A 16,867-nucleotide genomic window follows, 5' to 3' on the forward strand; every position below is an offset into this window, starting at 1 on the left:
AAATTAATAGTTACTTTTAATGAACTATGCTGAAGTTCTATTTTAATGGCAATTATCAAATCTCTTATCAAAATAATTTCAGTTATGCCGTGAGAGATTAGATTAGAAAACTCTCAATAAAGAGAAACTTCCTTGTTTTGTGCTAAGAAGTTTCTCTTTTTATCCCTGTATCTTATCTTGGTCGTCTCTCTTTTGTTTCTGGGAATTTAGGAAACGGCTGATGCGGCATTGTTTGATACCAATATGCAACTGATGAAATATCATCTGCACGTTCAAACAATTTAATATCATCATTACCTATTTGTTGAAGCGTCACTGTCAATTTTTCATCAAAACGTATTGGATCCGGTAAATGCCAACGATACAGTCCATGCATTGGCAACGCATCTCTTCCGAATCCATGCGTCGGAATACTATCTTTAGTTGGAAAATTATCCCTTGTATGATCCTCCGTAGATTGAAAAGCATAACCTAAAAACGGTGTATTATAAGTGGATGATCGAATAACTCCATCTTTATGTTTTTTATGAAAAGCCCAAGCTCCGCCAAAATAATCTTCGGTACCTGTGCCGCAAATAGTCGGATATTTTTCATCATCATCAATATAGAATTTAAATTCTCCTTCGCCCCACCAATAACGCTCCAGTGCAGTTAAAGCAAGATAGGTTCCAACATAATGCCCCTTTCCTTCAATATTCCTGACTACCGTATAATCTTTTGCTTCCTTCGTATATTTTTCTCGACGCCATTGTGCATGAAAATATGCTGTATCATCGTCTATTTCGTCTTCTACGGTATAATTAATAGTGTAGAAGAAAGCATCAATATCTCCCTCGTGTTCATTTGTTATTTCGATACGTGCTTTTTTCCTAAATGGCATTGGAAAATAACAATTCATTGCTCCGGATGGATTAACTACGATAGGCATAGAATTAATATCACATCGTGTTCCAAAGCCATTACAGAAGAAGTCTCCCAATGGAGTTTCAACAGATGGTGTTTCTTCATTATCCCAATACATCCGCAATACAAGATCTCTTAGTACAAAGCTTCCGTGTATGGTTGCATCTGTCACTGTCATCCAAATATGACGAATAGTTCCCGGCCCCTCTATTTCTGCCAATGTCAAGGTTTCCCCACTCTTTATTTGGATCATCGGGCTCCCTTTTCTGCTTGGTCCTAAATCACTTCCTTCTTTACCACCTTCTCCGGCTGCTCCAGTAGGATTCTCTGGATTAATAGACCTGCTTTTATTCTTTTTTAACTTTTCAATTCCTTCTAGTGTAAACATTTCAAAACTCCCTTTCTATATTATAATTTATCCTTTTATTGCTCCTCCGGTTAGACCGGAAATAATTCCTTTTCTGAATATAACTGTTAATATAACAATTGGTAGCATTGCAATGATTGAACCGGCAAATATGGTGCCGTATGGAATGGAATATGGACCACTGAATAGTGCAATACCAACCGAAACCGTCCGCATTGACGGATCTGAATTTATAATTAATGCCAGGAAGAACTCAATCCATGTTGCAATATAAGTGAAAATCGCTGCTGTAAATAACCCAGGCTTAATTAAGGGAAGGTATATTTTGTAAAAAATAGTAAATACATTTGCTCCATCAACTCTTGCGCTTTCTAGCAACGAAGTCGGAATCTGTACAAAATAATTTCGTAACAACCAAACTGCGAATGGCAAATTAAAAGCTATATAAGGGATTACCAGTCCAGTATATGTGTTCAACAAACCTAAATTATTCAGCATAATATAGACGGCCGGCGCAACGGTAACTGGAGGAAACATCGATAAAATCAACAGTCCAACCATCATTGGATATTTATTCGGTAATGGCAGTTTTGCTATAGCAAAGGCTGCCATACTTGAAAATATTAGTACAATAATTGTTGCAGATACAGATACAATCATACTGTTGAATAAATTTTCTAAAAAACCAAAATCAACTAATGCTTCCCGATAATGATCTAGTGTCCATGTTTCCGGAATTAAACTGGGCGGATAATCCCCCAATTCAGATGCCGGTTTTAAAGACGTAATAACTATCCAATAGAATGGGGCTATAATAATAGCCAAAAAACTAATCAAAACGGCATAACGGCCAGCAGTGGATAATCGTCGCATAGGTTAAGACTCTCCTTTCACAACAGAGCGAATCAGCGGATAAAATGTAATTGACAACATAATAATGAAAAATACAACGCTTACAGAAATCGCTGAACCTAGACCAAAATTCAAATTCTGAAACAATGATTTTTGTGCTAACATTGCAACTGGTTGGGTAGCGTTACCCGGTCCGCCACCTGTTAATACAAACGGTAAATCAAATACCCCAAAAGCTTGTAATAAGCGAAAAATAATAGAAACTGCAATACTACCTTTAATAGCTGGCAACGTAATCTTCCAAAATTGTTGCCAAACATTTGCTCCATCCATGGAGGCAGCTTCATATTGATCCTTTGGAACCATTTGTAATCCTGCTAATAATATAATGACAACAAATGGGGTGGTCTTCCATATTTCTGCAATCATCATGCTGATAACAGCTGTATCGGGAGTCGCCAGCCAAGCAATTGGGCTGTCAATCAGATGTAGTGTTTCCAAAACATAGTTTAATACGCCATAGACAGCATTGTAGATGTATGACCACATCTGACCGGATACGACAGTGATTAACGCCCATGGGATTAACATAACAACCAGAGATACATTTAATAAACGCTTCACTTTATTAATCGCTAGCGCAATTAACAGTCCTAGCACAATTTCAACAGCAACCGTGACAAAAGCAAAATAGAATGTAAACCATATGCTATCCCAATAAACCGGGTTGGTGAAGATATCAATGTAATGCTGCAGCCCAATAAAATCGAATATATACCCGCTGCTTGAGATATCTACATTGCTTAAGCTCATACGAATGGTGTAAAAAATTGGATAGAACATAATCGCTGCAAGCACCAGAAAAGCAGGAAGTACCATTAAATATCCGGGCACGTTTTTTTTCCATGGTCTATGATGCAAGGGTTGTTGATTCACATTTTTAGTTCTATTTGACATGCCTAAACCTCTTTTCTTGTGTTATAATCCAGATTCATTTGCTGATTTTATTTGTTCTTCCATAACTTCCAGTATTTCCTTAACATCTCGATCTCTGACTAACATATCATTCACATTCATATATATACCTTCAGAAATAGCATTATAGTTTGGAGATTTCGGCCTTGGTGTCGGAACTGCTTCTTGATAAATTTCTAATATAGGATATTCCTGAATCATTTCAGGATCTTCCGTAATACTGATATTGGTCGGAATCATATCATGTTTTTCTACCATCAGCCTTTGAGCTTCTTCACCTGTTAAATAATCCATAAAAGCTAAAGATGCTTCTAGGTTCTCTGTATTTGGGTTGATAAACACATTCCATCCGGATTGTGTTGTGTTACTTTCTCCGCCTTCAAAGGCAGGAAGCGGTACTATTCCTACATTTTCACTTATTGCAGAGGTATCCGGATCCTGTAATTGACCATAGTAACTCATCCAATTACGTAAGAAAGCTGCTGATCCTGAACTAAACGTATTCGTTGCTTCATCTTCATGAAAAGTAGCTACTGCATTTGGTGTTGCACCGCTAGTAAACAACTCTTTTACAAAGGATAAAGCTTTTTCTGTTTCCGGTGAGTTAATCACGACATTCTCATCTTCATCTAAGACATCCCCGCCTGCTGCACGTAAATATTCTAAGAAATTTGTCGTTAACCCTTCATAAGAAGCACCCTGCCAAACGAACCCGTAGTCCACATATCCCTCTTCTTGTAATTGTATGGAGGTTTCTTGCAATTCTTCCCATGTGCTCGGAACAGGCAACCCCGCTTCTTCTAAAATATCCTCGCGATAATAAAGAACGCCGATATTATCATAGAATGGAGCACCATAGATTCCGCCTTCATAAGTAACAGAATCAATCAATGTTTCTGGAAAACGATTCCAAAATTCCTCTGGCATTACATTTGACAAATCCATTGCAATGTTTGCATTCCCAAATTGTGCTGGCCAATTGGAATCCCCGCTGTAAATATCCGGTGTTTCGTTTTGCCCTCCAATTGTGGTCGTATAATAAGTTTGTGATTGATTTGTAGTAGACGGTGCTTCCTCCAACTCAACATTAACGTTTGGGTATTGTTCTTCAAACCCTTCTATTAATTCTTTTCTTAACCCTAATCCGGAAAGGCCTCCGCTTGACCATACAATTGTTCCTTCTGGCTCAGAATAGTCTACAGGTTCCTGCATATCCTCTTCAGAAGAAGCATTCTCATTATTACTACAACCTACTATTAATAAAAGTAGAATAATATTAGAAAAACAAATGATTTTTTTCATTTTCTTCATCCTCCATGAAAAGTTAAACGTTTAACTTTCGAGTTAAAAATTAATAAGTTTATCAAACTTATTATTTAAATTTTACTTTGAATACACCCGCATGTCTCTCCAATAATCAATTTATTCTTTAACTCCTCTGTCTTTTTATTTTCTCCGTTTTTTATATCTAATAACTTTTGTATTGCTTGCTCCCCTATTCTTTGAACAGGTTGCTCAATAATAGTGATTTGCGGATGTAAAAATTCCATCCATGGTTCTATATCAAATCCTATAACTGCAATGTCATCAGGAATTTTTTTATCTCTTTTTTTCAGCTCTCTATATGCTCCTAAAAGTAATTGGTTATTCGTAATGTAAACTGCTTCTATACGAGGATTTTGGTCCAATAATTTTTTCATTGCTTTCTGACCAGTTTCAATACTTCCGTCACCACAAGCTATAAAGTTGTCTTTTACAGAGAAACCAGCAGATTTCATTGCCTTCATATATCCCTGTTTTCGATCTTCCATAGAGGAAACTTCCGTATTTGCATAAATAATACCTATTTCTTTATAGGAATGTTCGTTGATTAGATGATTGACTGCTTCAACTGAAATTTGTTCATTATTTGTAGCTAACGTATATTCTTCCAGACCAGGCACTTTACGATCCAAAAAAACCATAGATGTGTTATTTAGATAGCGTTTTAATTTTTCCTTTGTCCATCCTTTTGTTGGTGCCATAATAATTCCTTCTGCTCTTTGTTGCATCAGAGAATCAAGAAATGACTGTTGTGCTTCTATGTCTTCCCCTGTACTTCCTACAATAATTTTCCAACCTAAGGCTTCTGCTTGAACCTGTATTCCATTAAGTACATCTGTAAAAAATGGATTATAACCAATGGTTAAAACACCAATTAATTGGCTAGAACCAGATTTAAGCTGGCGAGCGGATGCATGTGGTATATAACCTAATGTTTCAACAGATTTTAACACTTTCTCTTTCGTTTCTTTCTTTACAGATTTTGTACCATGTAATACATGCGATACTGTAGCTGTTGATAAACCGCAATGTTTACTTACATCTTTCAAAGTTACGTTCAAAAGACACCCTCTCCTAAATAAAAAAGTTAAACGTTTAATATTTAATTACATAATAAAGATATCGCTTTCAATTGTCAATAAATATCGAGATTTTTTATTCACTTATATAAGTTGAACTTAATATTTTACCTTTCGGCAACCGCTACAGAAAAACACTTCTTTTCCCATGGTAGTCTCTAGGATTTTTCTCCGCTGGTTACAGTGCTTATCCTTTAAATAAATAGTTAATTTTTAGACACAAAAGAAAGATTTATTAATTCACTTAATATTGATTGCAATAGTAAATGTCTCACTCTTCGGAGTGACACTATACAATGTTCGAATAGAATTTCTTAATAAGTTGCCTAAGTCAACTTATTAAGAAATTCAGCGAACTCTCCTGCTAAAATCTGACAGTTTATCAAAGGATTCGTTTAATATGCTAGAATTTTATTTATCTTTTACCAATACTATTTTCCAAAAATCTACTGTTAAGTCTCATACTTTTCAAATATTCTTCTAATCATAAAAGAGCTAACGTAAGCAATAAAAGAAAAACCAATAAAAATATCCATATATATTTTTACTACCAGCCATAATGGTGAGAAGAGCATTAACACTCCGGGTCCCAGTATAAAGACAATAATTAATAAAATAAAATACATATTGGCTATACTTATTTTTATTACATTTATACAAGCTTCTTTTATTGTACAGTTATAACGTGCAATATATGGAAAAATCAGTACAAGATATATACAGAAAATGGCCGAGAACATTACTAAACTCATTAAAATTATTGTTGAAAATTTTCCAGTATAAAATTGTAAAAAGAAATAGTTTAATGCTAGAATTATTCCGAATAAAGCTAAAAGCCCCCAAATAAGTGTACTTTGTTTGAAATTATTTTTGAATGCCTGCCAAAACCCGTTGATTAGCCCACCCTCTTCACCCCTAACCATTTTCAACGTAATTGAAAACATAGCAGTAACAGAAGCACCAATTGTTACAATCGGCAAACTGAAAAGGATAAACACTATATTTAGTAAAATCAATTCTACTACTCTAGATAAAAAATGATATACAGGACCGTCTATCCCTAAGATACTCCCCATGTTTTATTCCTCCCCAGTTGACACTATTCTTTAACAGATCCCACAACAATACCCGTTACAAAGTATTTTTGAAGAAAAGGATAAATCAATAATAAAGGAATCGTAGAAACTACTATTTTTGCTGCATTGAGATTCCGATTCTGTACTTCAGCAATATTCTGCAGCGCATCACTATTTGTACCAGACCTCACCAACTCAGAAATATCAATGGTAAGAGACTGAATATAGGTCATAATCGGATAGTTACTTACTTGACTCATATAAATAAGTCCTGTCATAAAATCATTCCAGTTACCTACAATACTAAACAATGCCACTGTTGCTAGAGCCGGCAAAGAAACCGGAATATAGACTTTAGTTAATATTTGCAGTGGACTGGCACCATCAATAATAGCTGCTTCTTCCAAAGATTTTGGGACACCGACAAAGAAATTCATAATTAAAATCACGCTAAAAATTGGTACTGCCCCCGGTAAGACTAAAACCCAAATGGTATCTAATAAATTCAGGTTCCTGATGATAATATAGGTCGGAATTAATCCGCCGCTAAATAACATGGCAAAAATAATGATGTTCATATAGATATTTCTACTCTTGAATTCACGTTTCGTTTTGGATAATGGGTAAGCCATTAACACAATTAATGTCAAGTTAATTACTAAAGCAAGCACCACGCGCTGTACAGATATAAAGAATGATCTCCAGAACTGTGCATCCTCCATAATCATTTCGTAAGCACCTGTTGAAAAATTGACCGGCGTAAGTCCAACTATGTTAGCCGCCACTGCTGCCCCGCTGCTGAAGGATATAGCAACGATATTCCACAAGGGTAATAGACATATTAACCCCAAAAATATAACGATAAGATAAATGATAAATTTTCCCATTTTCGTGGAGAGACTATTTCCTTGTATCATTTATACTCCCCCTTAGAATAATTTTCTTTCTGTGAATTTTTTGGCTATATTATTAGCTGACAGTATTAGAATCAAACCAATTACAGATCTAAACAAACCTACAGCTGCTCCAAAACTGTAATCACGTCCGACCAAACCTTCTCTATATACATAAGTATCAATCGTATCCCCAGTTTCATAAACCATTGGAGAATAGAGGTTATATACTTGATCAAAGCCGCCTTCTAGTACACTTGGGAGACTTAAAATGGCTAAGAGCAGGATAATCGGCAGCATCCCCGGTAAGGTAATATGCCAAACACGTTTCCACCAATTTGCTCCATCCATACTGGCAGCTTCATGCAAGCCTGGATCGATTGAAGCAATAGCAGCTAAATAAATCACGGAGTTAAAGCCAAACTCTTTCCAGACATCCGAACCAATTAATAAGGGCTGAAACCAGGTATTACTTCCAAGAAAATTAATTCTATCCAGACCGAACGAATCTAAAATTTGATTAACCGTTCCGTCCAAACTAAATAAATTGACCACAACCGTTGCCAAAACTACCCATGATAAAAAGTGAGGTAAATAAACAATAGTCTGTACAGATTTTTTAAGCAATTTCACACGAATTTCATTTAATAAAATCGCAAATGCAATTGCAAGCAGCGAACCAAAAATAATTTTCCCTAATGCAATTACAATTGTATTCCGAAACACTTTTCCAATATCAGGAAGGTTGAACATATAACTGAAATGTTCCAGTCCTACAAACTCTGAGCCAAAGAAACCTTTTGCCGGTACAAAATCCTGAAAAGCCATGATGATTCCAAACATTGGCGCAAAGCTAAATATAAGCAAAAAAATCATTCCTGGCGCTAGCATAGCGTGGTAGGTTAATTTCGCCTTTTTCACATCTTTCTTACGATCACGTGCAGGTGCAACCTGATTATTTATTGCCAACTTCTTTCCCTCCTTTAAAGAAAACTTGGTATTCGTTAAAGGGAGTCTTGAAAGCGTATTTTGCTTTCTTAGAATCCCTTATGCTCTGGAGTGCAAGCCTTTCGGCGAATGCCTTAGTTGCGCTTATACTTGGTACCTAAAAATTTTTACTACGTCGAATCACTTCTGCGCTAAAATTTTATGCTTTCCTAATGTGTAACAGAGGGGCTGTTGCTCAGCTCCTCTTCACTATCTATTCTTGTTGAGTCAGCTCTTCTTCTATTTCATCCAGGATTTCGTTACCGCCTTGATTATGCCAGTTGTCAACAAACGTATCAAAATAATCAACCGGCTCTGCTCCTGTTATAATCTTAATAAAGTCTTCTTCTTCTAACTTTGTTAGGTTAGCTCCTTTTTGTTCCATGGTTGGTGTGTTCACCACATAAGCTGCTTCTACCCAATTAAATCGTTCTTCTTCCGTCAGCTTGTTCATTAACCCCCACCCTACAATACGGGAATGATAGCTAGACCAGTTAGAAGTTGGTGCGTCCTCAGGATTTTCCGTATAATTTTCAATTCCATTTATACTTTGTCTAACTTGAGGATTAGTAATTTCTTCAACAGCCATCTCTTCATTCAAAACAGCTTGAACATCTTGATAATCATCCAAATATGTCTGCATTGGAAGAACTACGATGTTAAATGGTTTCGTTGAATCATCGACACCTTGTTCCAAATATTCTGCGACCTCAGGGAACGTATTTTCCATATCCTCTTCTGTTGTATTTTCAATGTCGTCATAAAATAAGTTCAACATTTCGACTGCTTTTTCTGGATGCTCATATCCTTTCCTGACAACGATAAAATTACTGCCTGTTGTTTTTTGTTCGGGTACATTTACTTTGCCCTCATCATCCGCTAATGCATAAGCTGTAAATCTTGCATCATTATCCATCTCTCTAATATTCGATAACCCCCAGTCCGGTATGTGCCAAGGGCCTGTTGCGATACCTGTTTGCCCATTTGTAAGCAAGGCCATAATGTCATCAAATGATCTCGTTCCAAATTGCGGGTCAATGATACCTTCCTCAAACCAGTCATTCATTAATTCAAGTGCTTGTTTTGTACCTTCTGATGTTGATCCATAAGAAATACTGCCATCTTCTTCTATTAAATATTTTTTAGGCTGTCCTTCATAAACCGCAGCAATAGAATTCATCGTAAATGATCCATAATCTCCTGCATTTAAATAATTTTCAAAAGGTATCCCAACCGGATTGCCAGAATCACCTGGATCATTTTCAATGAAAGATTTCGCAACTTCTTCCAATTCGTCCAAAGTAATCAGGCTGTCTCCATCTTCATCTATTGATAAATCTAATTCTTCTAACCAATCCTCACGTATCCAAACCATTTGCGGTGCTGCCAGAGACTCCGTTCCCGGAAGTGCCATAAGGCTGTCCTCAAAGGTCGCATCTTCTAAAGGCTGATTATCATAGGTGGCATAGGTTTCTTTAATATAATCACTCGCATTTTCTTCATATACATCGCTTAAATCTTCAATTAAATCATTATCGACTAAATCTTTCAGCTCCTCTCTGGAAACGATCATCATATCTGGTAAATCTCCAGAAGAAATAGCCAAAGCTACTTGCCTGTTATAGTCTTCTCCCTCTGCTTCGAATGCATTTCGAATCTCTATATCTAATACTTCTTCAGCTACACGAGTATACGCATTATCTTCAAAAGTATCCCCTTCAGGCAGTTTAGGATTGGAGCCTGTCGAACGGCCGATATTGATAATAGGCTTGCCATCTTCTGTTGTTGTTTCCCCATCATTGGAAGATTTCTGTACACATGCAGCTAATGTACTGGTTAGCATTAATAAGATTATTAGTAATTTAATATTTTTCAATGAATCCGTTTTCATTTTCTTATAATCTCCCTTCATATTCTGTCTTTCTAGCAAAATCATGGCCATCGATTTCGTATAAATTTATTTTAATTGATGTTTGATGCATGGGAAATATCAAATAATCCGTTTTCATATACTATTTTCCGGAATATTTTATTATTTTCATGCTTGAATTAAAAAAACCCCACAACTATTTTGTGGAGTTTTTCTCCTATTCATCTACATGGTGAGACAATTGTGTCTCTCCATGAACAATTGGGATAACCAAAGTTACTTTCGTATAGTAATCCATTTCACTTTCATACTTTAAACCGTAAGAAGAACCATAAAATAATTGCACTCTATTATGGACATTTCTAACACCATATCCTTCCGTCTTGGTAGTTAAGATGGACTGTAGCTTCGTTGGTTCTATTCCTGCTCCATTATCAGTCACAGAAAATTCTAATGTATTTTCTATTCTTTTTAATTTGATCATCAATTTCCCACGCTCAGAACTTTCTTTATGGTCGATTCCATGATTAATAGCATTCTCCACTAATGGCTGTAAAAGTAAATTTAACATGGTATAGTGATAAGTTGATTTATCCAGTTCATAATGTACATCAAATGAATTGGAATGCATTAATTGTTGAATATTTATATAAGAAATCACATTTTCAAGTTCTTTCTCTACTTCTATAATACTTCTCCCTTTATTTAAAGTAGTTCGATAAAAGCTGGACAGGTGTTGAGTCATCTGGCTGATTTCTTCTTGTTCTGCCATAATAGCTTTACTATTAATCAATGAAAGGCTATTGTAGAAAAAATGCGGATTGATTTGCGCCTGTAAAGCTTTCATTTCATATTCTTGCTGGGCAATTTTACTTTTATATACCTGATTGATCATATTATTTAATTTATTGACCATATCTCCAAATTGTTTGATTAAGCTTCCAATTTCATCCGTACCGCTGTTAAAAACGGAGACTGTCAAATCTCCTTCTTCTATCTTTCGCATATTTTCCGATAGTTTTTCTAGTGGTCTAACCACTACTTTTGCCAATAAATAAATAGATAATACCATAATTAAAATACTTAATAAGATAACCAATACAACCGTTACTCTCATCGGAAGCGTAGCAGCTGAAATAATATCAGTCGGCCGATATAAATAAACAGTCCAACTATAAGAAGGTAATTCAGCTTGTTGAATGACAAAATCAGATTCAATGTTATCAACACCTTCTGCTGACTCTAATAATGAAAATTTACCTTCCAGACTTCTATCAGAAAATGTTTCATATGAATAAACAGGATTTCCGTCACTGTCCAAAATTGCGACACCATAATCCTCTTCAAATAAACTGGACATTGAGTCAAAAAATTGTTGATAATTTATTTCCATTTGAAGAATATTATTATACATTCTGCGTTCATCAAATATTGGATAAATCAGCTTAAATATTTCATCCTCCGATGAAGCTACCAGAGTTGGCCGATTCGAATCCTTAGTACTGTTAAACCAGCTATTTTGATTAATGTCTGCCAGCGGTCTCAGTAATTGATCATAAGGGTTCATTTGATTATCGGTATAAACAGTAATAGAATCAATATCCGTCTGTAAAGTTGGCGGGGTAGCCAATGTAGGAGCCAATGTATCATTATAAAACTTATACATTTCATAGTTGCTATCATACTCTGCAGTTAATCCATTTTTTATTTCTTCATTCCATACAATTTGATTAACTATGTTCAAATAATTATCGATTTTATAATCTATATTTAGAATGGACTGGTTTAATGCTTCAGAAAGATTTTCATTTTCACGGGTAACTAATGAATCTTGTATTTGGTAATACCACATACTTCCTAACGTCATAATAGGTAAGCAGCTGGCAACAATACAAATCAGTAATATTTTCTTGCGGAATTTTAAATTAATAAAGCCTTGTTTAAAAAGATTCATCTCATTCACTTCACCTCTACCTTCTTTTCATCTCCCGGTATTTTTGGGGACTGACACCTAAATGCTCTCTAAAAATTCTAATAAAATAGGAATCGTTTTTATAACCAATCACTTTACTTATAGTATTCACTTTCATATTGGTATTACTAAGCAATTCTTCTGCTTTATTCATCCTTACCTGTTTAATATATTTATTAATTCCTACCCCAGTATCCTGTTTGAACTTATCACTTAAATAACCAGGCGTTAAATATACTTTTTCCGCTAACATGTCTAAACCCAGGTCTTTTTCTATATTCTCTATAATATATTGTTTCACTATTTCAATGACATGCTTCGGTGAATTCTTTTCTTCTTCTAATCCTTTTATTACTTTCCTTTGTACTTCCAGTAAAGTCTGCTTGATGTCAGAGAAATGTTTATAAGAGTAGATTAATTCAATGTATCTATTCATGCTGTCTTTACTGTATTCCGGCATTGTCTGAAAAAATAACTGCAGCAGCCGGGCGAACAAGAAGCGAAGATAACCTTGTGCAGTATTCGTTCTTTTATCGTACTTTTGAATAATTAGACTTATCTTTTGCTCTAATTCTACTGTATCCCCTTGTTGAAGTGCTCTTTCGATTTCTTCTAATAAATATTCATCTTCTTTGTACTCTTTACTATCTGTTAATGGTGTATCAATTGGATAGATAAAGACATCTGAATAAAAAAAGCGATCTTTTAAGTAACCTTCTAACTCATTATACGTTTGAGCTATTTGGACTGGATTCTTCATATGATTACTTACAGAGAGAACACAATTGATGCCATATGTTTCTTGGATTTTTTGTTGTATTTGCATAGCAGCTTCCTTATATGTAAATGGTCTCCTTAAATTATCTTTAAATAGTAAGACGATTTGAAAAGGATTTAGATTAATTACGTCATATTTACTATCTAATGTGGCTCTCTTAATTACTTCATAAAAATATTCATTTTCTTCCTCAAACAAACTATCCAAAAAAGCAGTATCAGAATGGACAAGAATCATTCGATTATAGTCATTTAAAAAATCAAAATTTAAGAAAGGGTATTCATTTTTCAATATATCTATCGGTGTTTGATTTAATAAACGATATAGAATATGCTGTTTTATAAATAATTGATTTACTTCTCTTTTTTCTTGTTCCTCTTTACGTTTTCTAATATTCCTCATTACTTCTGTCATTGTTTGATTAAATTCTTCTGGTTTAACAGGCTTTAATATATAATTATCAGCTCTTAGCGTTAGCGCTTTCTTAACAAAATTAAAATCATCATGACCGCTAAAAAATATAATTTCTATATCATCATAGCGCTCCCTTACTTTCGTTGCTAATTCTATACCGTTTACAAAAGGCATTTGCACATCAGTAAGTAAAATATCAGCAGGGCTTCTCACTAATTCTTCAAAAGCTTCTTTCCCATTAGCCGCTTCTATTATTTCTAACTCGAAATCAAATTTTTTTAATAAAAAACGAATGACGTTTCTTTCATCTTTTTCATCATCTACAATTAGAATACGATACATCATCCGACCTCCTTTATTAAAATATAACATTCATTTAAAGATATGAACTATGTTTATTCTAAATTATCTTTTGAGAAAACTTCATAATTTACTATCATTTGACTGATGTATAACTTAAATAGGATAAATAATGCATAAAATAAATGAAAAAGAACCCGTTTCCGATAAAGTTAATAGTATCACAATTAACTACCGGAAAAGAGTTCTTATAATGGCTGCTTTATTTTTTAAATCACACTTTGTTTCAAACTAAATTAAAATTATTTAACAATCGAGAAGAACTATCCTTAATTGTCTGTTCAATCTTTTTTCTTGTTGCTTCACTGACATATCCATCATTTAAATACCTGGACACGGTGCTCTTTGCAACTCCTGCTTTTTCAGAAATATCTCGAATTGTGGCCATAATTTCTATCCTTTCAGCTCTGGTCATCTTCTATTCTTATTAGATATTATATCTGATTATCCTGCCATTTTCACTCATTGTATAATTAACACCTGAATTATTCCTAGAATATTGCAGCCTTACAAATTCTTACCTACCACCGTATAGTCGTTGCAAATAAATAAAGCAATAAGCAATAATATAAGAAATTGCTCATTTAAGTGTTTTTAGCTTACCATTAAAGTTTATTTTAACTTTGATATGGACTAATTTTCATTTCTGTCATTTTCAAAATGACACCCAAAATACCAAATCACATTTATAGAGTGACTTGGTATTTTTAATAAATTAAATCTAATTATACTGTACGCTTAAAGATACATTAAATATAGGAATTAAGTAGATATTCATTATCAAATCTAAAACCAATTAAATAAATCAAACAACACTCCCCCCTCTTTAAGTCCTCCATCGTGCAAATCCGCCTTCTGAATTTATCACCTGCCCTGTAATCCAGGACGCTTCGTCAGTTAACAGCCAGCTTATGAGATTAGCCGTATCACTAGGTTCCCCAAAACGATTAAATGGGAATTTACTTCTTACCTCTTTCCATTTACTTTCTGTTAAATAACCTGTGTCTACTGGACCAGGATTCACTGTATTAATTGTAATATTTTTATCAGCTAATTCATCAGCTAACGTAAGGACGATTTCTGCTAATCCGCCTTTTGCAGTAGCATAAGCCACTTCTCCGGGCATCGGGCCTTGCTGCTGTCCGGAAGTCATAAAAATAATCTTCCCAATATTTTTTTCGGATGAATGCTGTTTCATAAATAATTGGGCAAGCAGCAGAGAAGAACGTGTATTTATAATATAGTGTTTGTCAATCATCTCTGCCGTTAGTTCTTCTAAAGGTCCATCGGAACCACTCAAGGCATGATTACAAACTAAACCGTCTACATGTCCACAATGTTTTTTTATTTTTTTGAACAACTCTTCAGGAGCAGAAGCATCCATAAAGTTGCCTTTGAACTCATGAAATGTTGCGTCTTCTACAAGCTCTGCTTTCACTCCCTCTATCACAGCATCTAAGTCATCAGCTCCCCAATCTTGCTCTCGATCGTGTGCTTGATAATGGTGAATAATAATAGAAGCTCCAAGGGCAGCTGCTTTTCTGGCTATAGCATATCCTATTCCGGCTCGTCTGCTGACTCCTGTAATCAAGATTTTTCTTCCTTTTAATGGATACTGTTTCCTCGTTAATTCGTTCATGATTTTCTCCTTTCTAAAATACAGCTTATAAATGACTTGAAGTTTTTAATTCACCTAAATCATGAAAACGTTTTCTCGAATTATATTTTAACATAAAATATAGGGATAATATGAAAAAAGCACTTGTTTTATAACTTTTATTTTGTTAAATACAATGCCTTGATATGGTTTCGTATGATTTATTGTTTAAATTTGGAGTGAGACTTGGTTTTATGAATAATTCAAGATTGACAATAGTTAAAATTAAATTTAAACTGATATAAATGTAATCGTTTTCATAGGAGGTTCTATTATGGTTAAAAAGCTTAAAATAGCAATTATCGGTTGCGGTGGGATTGCAAACGGGAAACATCTGCCAAGCCTTAGCAAATTGGAGCAAGTAGAAATGACAGCGTTTTGCGATATTGTACTTGAAAGGGCAGAAAAAGCTGCAAAGGAATATGGAACGAAAGATGCGAAGACATATGTGGATTTTAAAGAATTATTACAAGACACATCCATTGATGTTGTTCATGTCTGTACCCCAAACAATGCGCATATGGAAATCACAGTGGCTGCGTTGGAATCTGGAAAACATGTCATGTGTGAGAAACCAATGGCCAAGACAACAGAAGAAGCTAAAAAGATGGTAGAAGCAGCTGAACGCACAGGCAAAAAATTAACGATTGGGTATAATAACCGATTTAGACCCGACAGCCAGCATCTGCATAAGCTTTGTGAGCGAGGAGATTTGGGAGAAATATATTATGCAAAAGCACACGCTATAAGAAGAAGGGCAGTACCTACATGGGGAGTGTTTCTCGACGAAGAAAAGCAAGGAGGCGGACCATTAATTGATATTGGTACACATGCGCTTGACTTAACATTATGGATGATGAATAACTATAAACCCAAATCGGTTATGGGAACGGTCTATCATAAATTAGGGAAAAATGAAAATGCAGCAAATGCCTGGGGACCTTGGGATCCAGAGGCCTTTACAGTAGAAGATTCTGCATTTGGTTTTATAACGATGGAAAATGGCGCAACAATTGTTCTGGAATCTAGCTGGGCATTGAATTCCTTAGACGTGGATGAAGCAAAATGCTCTCTCAGCGGCACGAAAAGTGGTGCAGATATGAAAAATGGATTACGAATTAATGGTGAAGACTTTGGTAAATTATATATTCAGGAAATTGAATTGGAATCAGGAGGAGTGGCATTTTACGACGGTAACTCTGAAAGTGATCCTGATTTAGAAGCAAGAAATTGGATTGAAAGTATTATCAATGATACCGAACCAGTCGTGAAGCCAAGTGAAGCACTTGTTGTCACGCAAATATTGGAAGCAATATACGAATCGGCACGAACGGGGAAAGCCGTTTATTTTAATCAATAGT

Annotated in this window: 13 protein-coding genes and 1 pseudogene; 1 reads left to right on the top strand and 13 read right to left on the bottom strand. The window is 34.9% G+C overall.

The genetic code is table 11. From position 1 onward, the window contains the following. Positions 1-172 precede the first annotated feature (172 nt). The 13 genes and pseudogenes from ACZSMY_RS11915 to ACZSMY_RS11975 all read right to left on the bottom strand — a co-directional run bounded on the left by ACZSMY_RS11915 (position 173) and on the right by ACZSMY_RS11975 (position 15,488). Positions 173-1,291, bottom strand: a complete 1,119-nt coding sequence (locus ACZSMY_RS11915; RefSeq protein ID WP_256704995.1) for a glycoside hydrolase family 172 protein — start codon at positions 1,289-1,291, stop codon at positions 173-175. Positions 1,292-1,318: 27 nt separating this feature from the next. Next, a complete protein-coding gene (locus ACZSMY_RS11920; RefSeq protein ID WP_042530121.1) occupies positions 1,319-2,143 on the bottom strand; it encodes a carbohydrate ABC transporter permease in 825 nt (274 codons plus the stop codon). A gap of 3 nt (positions 2,144-2,146) precedes the next feature. Further along, positions 2,147-3,079: a carbohydrate ABC transporter permease gene (locus ACZSMY_RS11925; protein ID WP_332094399.1), complete on the bottom strand. Its 933-nt coding sequence runs from the start codon at positions 3,077-3,079 to the stop codon at positions 2,147-2,149. 21 nt (positions 3,080-3,100) lie between these two features. Beyond that, a complete protein-coding gene (locus tag ACZSMY_RS11930) occupies positions 3,101-4,399 on the bottom strand; it encodes an ABC transporter substrate-binding protein (RefSeq protein ID WP_465147813.1) in 1,299 nt (432 codons plus the stop codon). A 74-nt stretch (positions 4,400-4,473) separates the two neighbouring features. Next, a complete protein-coding gene (locus ACZSMY_RS11935) occupies positions 4,474-5,481 on the bottom strand; it encodes a substrate-binding domain-containing protein (RefSeq protein ID WP_379542464.1) in 1,008 nt (335 codons plus the stop codon). 470 nt (positions 5,482-5,951) lie between these two features. After that, positions 5,952-6,575 carry a YesL family protein gene (locus tag ACZSMY_RS11940; protein WP_379542465.1) on the bottom strand — a complete coding sequence of 208 codons (624 nt, stop codon included), beginning with the start codon at positions 6,573-6,575 and terminating at the stop codon, positions 5,952-5,954. A gap of 23 nt (positions 6,576-6,598) precedes the next feature. Continuing rightward, positions 6,599-7,492 (bottom strand): carbohydrate ABC transporter permease, encoded by an 894-nt coding sequence (locus ACZSMY_RS11945; RefSeq protein ID WP_339179511.1) that lies wholly within the window; start codon positions 7,490-7,492, stop codon positions 6,599-6,601. 12 nt (positions 7,493-7,504) lie between these two features. After that, positions 7,505-8,359, bottom strand: coding sequence for an ABC transporter permease (locus ACZSMY_RS11950; RefSeq protein WP_084613013.1), 855 nt, complete (start codon positions 8,357-8,359; stop codon positions 7,505-7,507). 310 nt (positions 8,360-8,669) lie between these two features. After that, positions 8,670-10,346: an extracellular solute-binding protein gene (locus tag ACZSMY_RS11955; protein WP_052485102.1), complete on the bottom strand. Its 1,677-nt coding sequence runs from the start codon at positions 10,344-10,346 to the stop codon at positions 8,670-8,672. A gap of 196 nt (positions 10,347-10,542) precedes the next feature. Continuing rightward, positions 10,543-12,279 (bottom strand): cache domain-containing sensor histidine kinase, encoded by a 1,737-nt coding sequence (locus ACZSMY_RS11960; protein WP_226894996.1) that lies wholly within the window; start codon positions 12,277-12,279, stop codon positions 10,543-10,545. Between the two features lie 16 nt (positions 12,280-12,295). Continuing rightward, positions 12,296-13,834, bottom strand: a complete 1,539-nt coding sequence (locus ACZSMY_RS11965; RefSeq protein WP_256704998.1) for a response regulator — start codon at positions 13,832-13,834, stop codon at positions 12,296-12,298. A 277-nt stretch (positions 13,835-14,111) separates the two neighbouring features. After that, a pseudogene (locus ACZSMY_RS11970) lies at positions 14,112-14,237 on the bottom strand (LacI family DNA-binding transcriptional regulator); the annotation flags it as partial. Between the two features lie 438 nt (positions 14,238-14,675). Further along, complete coding sequence (locus ACZSMY_RS11975; protein ID WP_465147814.1) at positions 14,676-15,488, bottom strand: SDR family oxidoreductase; 813 nt, start codon at positions 15,486-15,488, stop codon at positions 14,676-14,678. A 292-nt stretch (positions 15,489-15,780) separates the two neighbouring features. Between ACZSMY_RS11975 and ACZSMY_RS11980 the strand changes: the two genes are divergently transcribed. Next, positions 15,781-16,866, top strand: a complete 1,086-nt coding sequence (locus ACZSMY_RS11980) for a Gfo/Idh/MocA family protein (protein WP_465147815.1) — start codon at positions 15,781-15,783, stop codon at positions 16,864-16,866. Position 16,867 lies beyond the last annotated feature (1 nt).

Source organism: Oceanobacillus sp. B139/18 (assembly GCF_055524595.1).

Bases quoted from the DNA above. Each gene is read 5' to 3' on its own strand.
- ACZSMY_RS11965 (WP_256704998.1), bottom strand. From the start codon at position 13,834: ATGATGTATCGTATTCTAATTGTAGATGATGAAAAAGATGAAAGAAAC.
- ACZSMY_RS11920 (WP_042530121.1), bottom strand. From the start codon at position 2,143: ATGCGACGATTATCCACTGCTGGCCGTTATGCCGTTTTGATTAGTTTT.
- ACZSMY_RS11940 (WP_379542465.1), bottom strand. From the start codon at position 6,575: ATGGGGAGTATCTTAGGGATAGACGGTCCTGTATATCATTTTTTATCT.
- ACZSMY_RS11930 (WP_465147813.1), bottom strand. From the start codon at position 4,399: ATGAAAAAAATCATTTGTTTTTCTAATATTATTCTACTTTTATTAATA.
- ACZSMY_RS11950 (WP_084613013.1), bottom strand. From the start codon at position 8,359: ATGCTAGCGCCAGGAATGATTTTTTTGCTTATATTTAGCTTTGCGCCA.
- ACZSMY_RS11975 (WP_465147814.1), bottom strand. From the start codon at position 15,488: ATGAACGAATTAACGAGGAAACAGTATCCATTAAAAGGAAGAAAAATC.
- ACZSMY_RS11925 (WP_332094399.1), bottom strand. From the start codon at position 3,079: ATGTCAAATAGAACTAAAAATGTGAATCAACAACCCTTGCATCATAGA.
- ACZSMY_RS11955 (WP_052485102.1), bottom strand. From the start codon at position 10,346: ATGAAAACGGATTCATTGAAAAATATTAAATTACTAATAATCTTATTA.
- ACZSMY_RS11915 (WP_256704995.1), bottom strand. From the start codon at position 1,291: ATGTTTACACTAGAAGGAATTGAAAAGTTAAAAAAGAATAAAAGCAGG.
- ACZSMY_RS11960 (WP_226894996.1), bottom strand. From the start codon at position 12,279: ATGAATCTTTTTAAACAAGGCTTTATTAATTTAAAATTCCGCAAGAAA.
- ACZSMY_RS11980 (WP_465147815.1), top strand. From the start codon at position 15,781: ATGGTTAAAAAGCTTAAAATAGCAATTATCGGTTGCGGTGGGATTGCA.
- ACZSMY_RS11945 (WP_339179511.1), bottom strand. From the start codon at position 7,492: ATGATACAAGGAAATAGTCTCTCCACGAAAATGGGAAAATTTATCATT.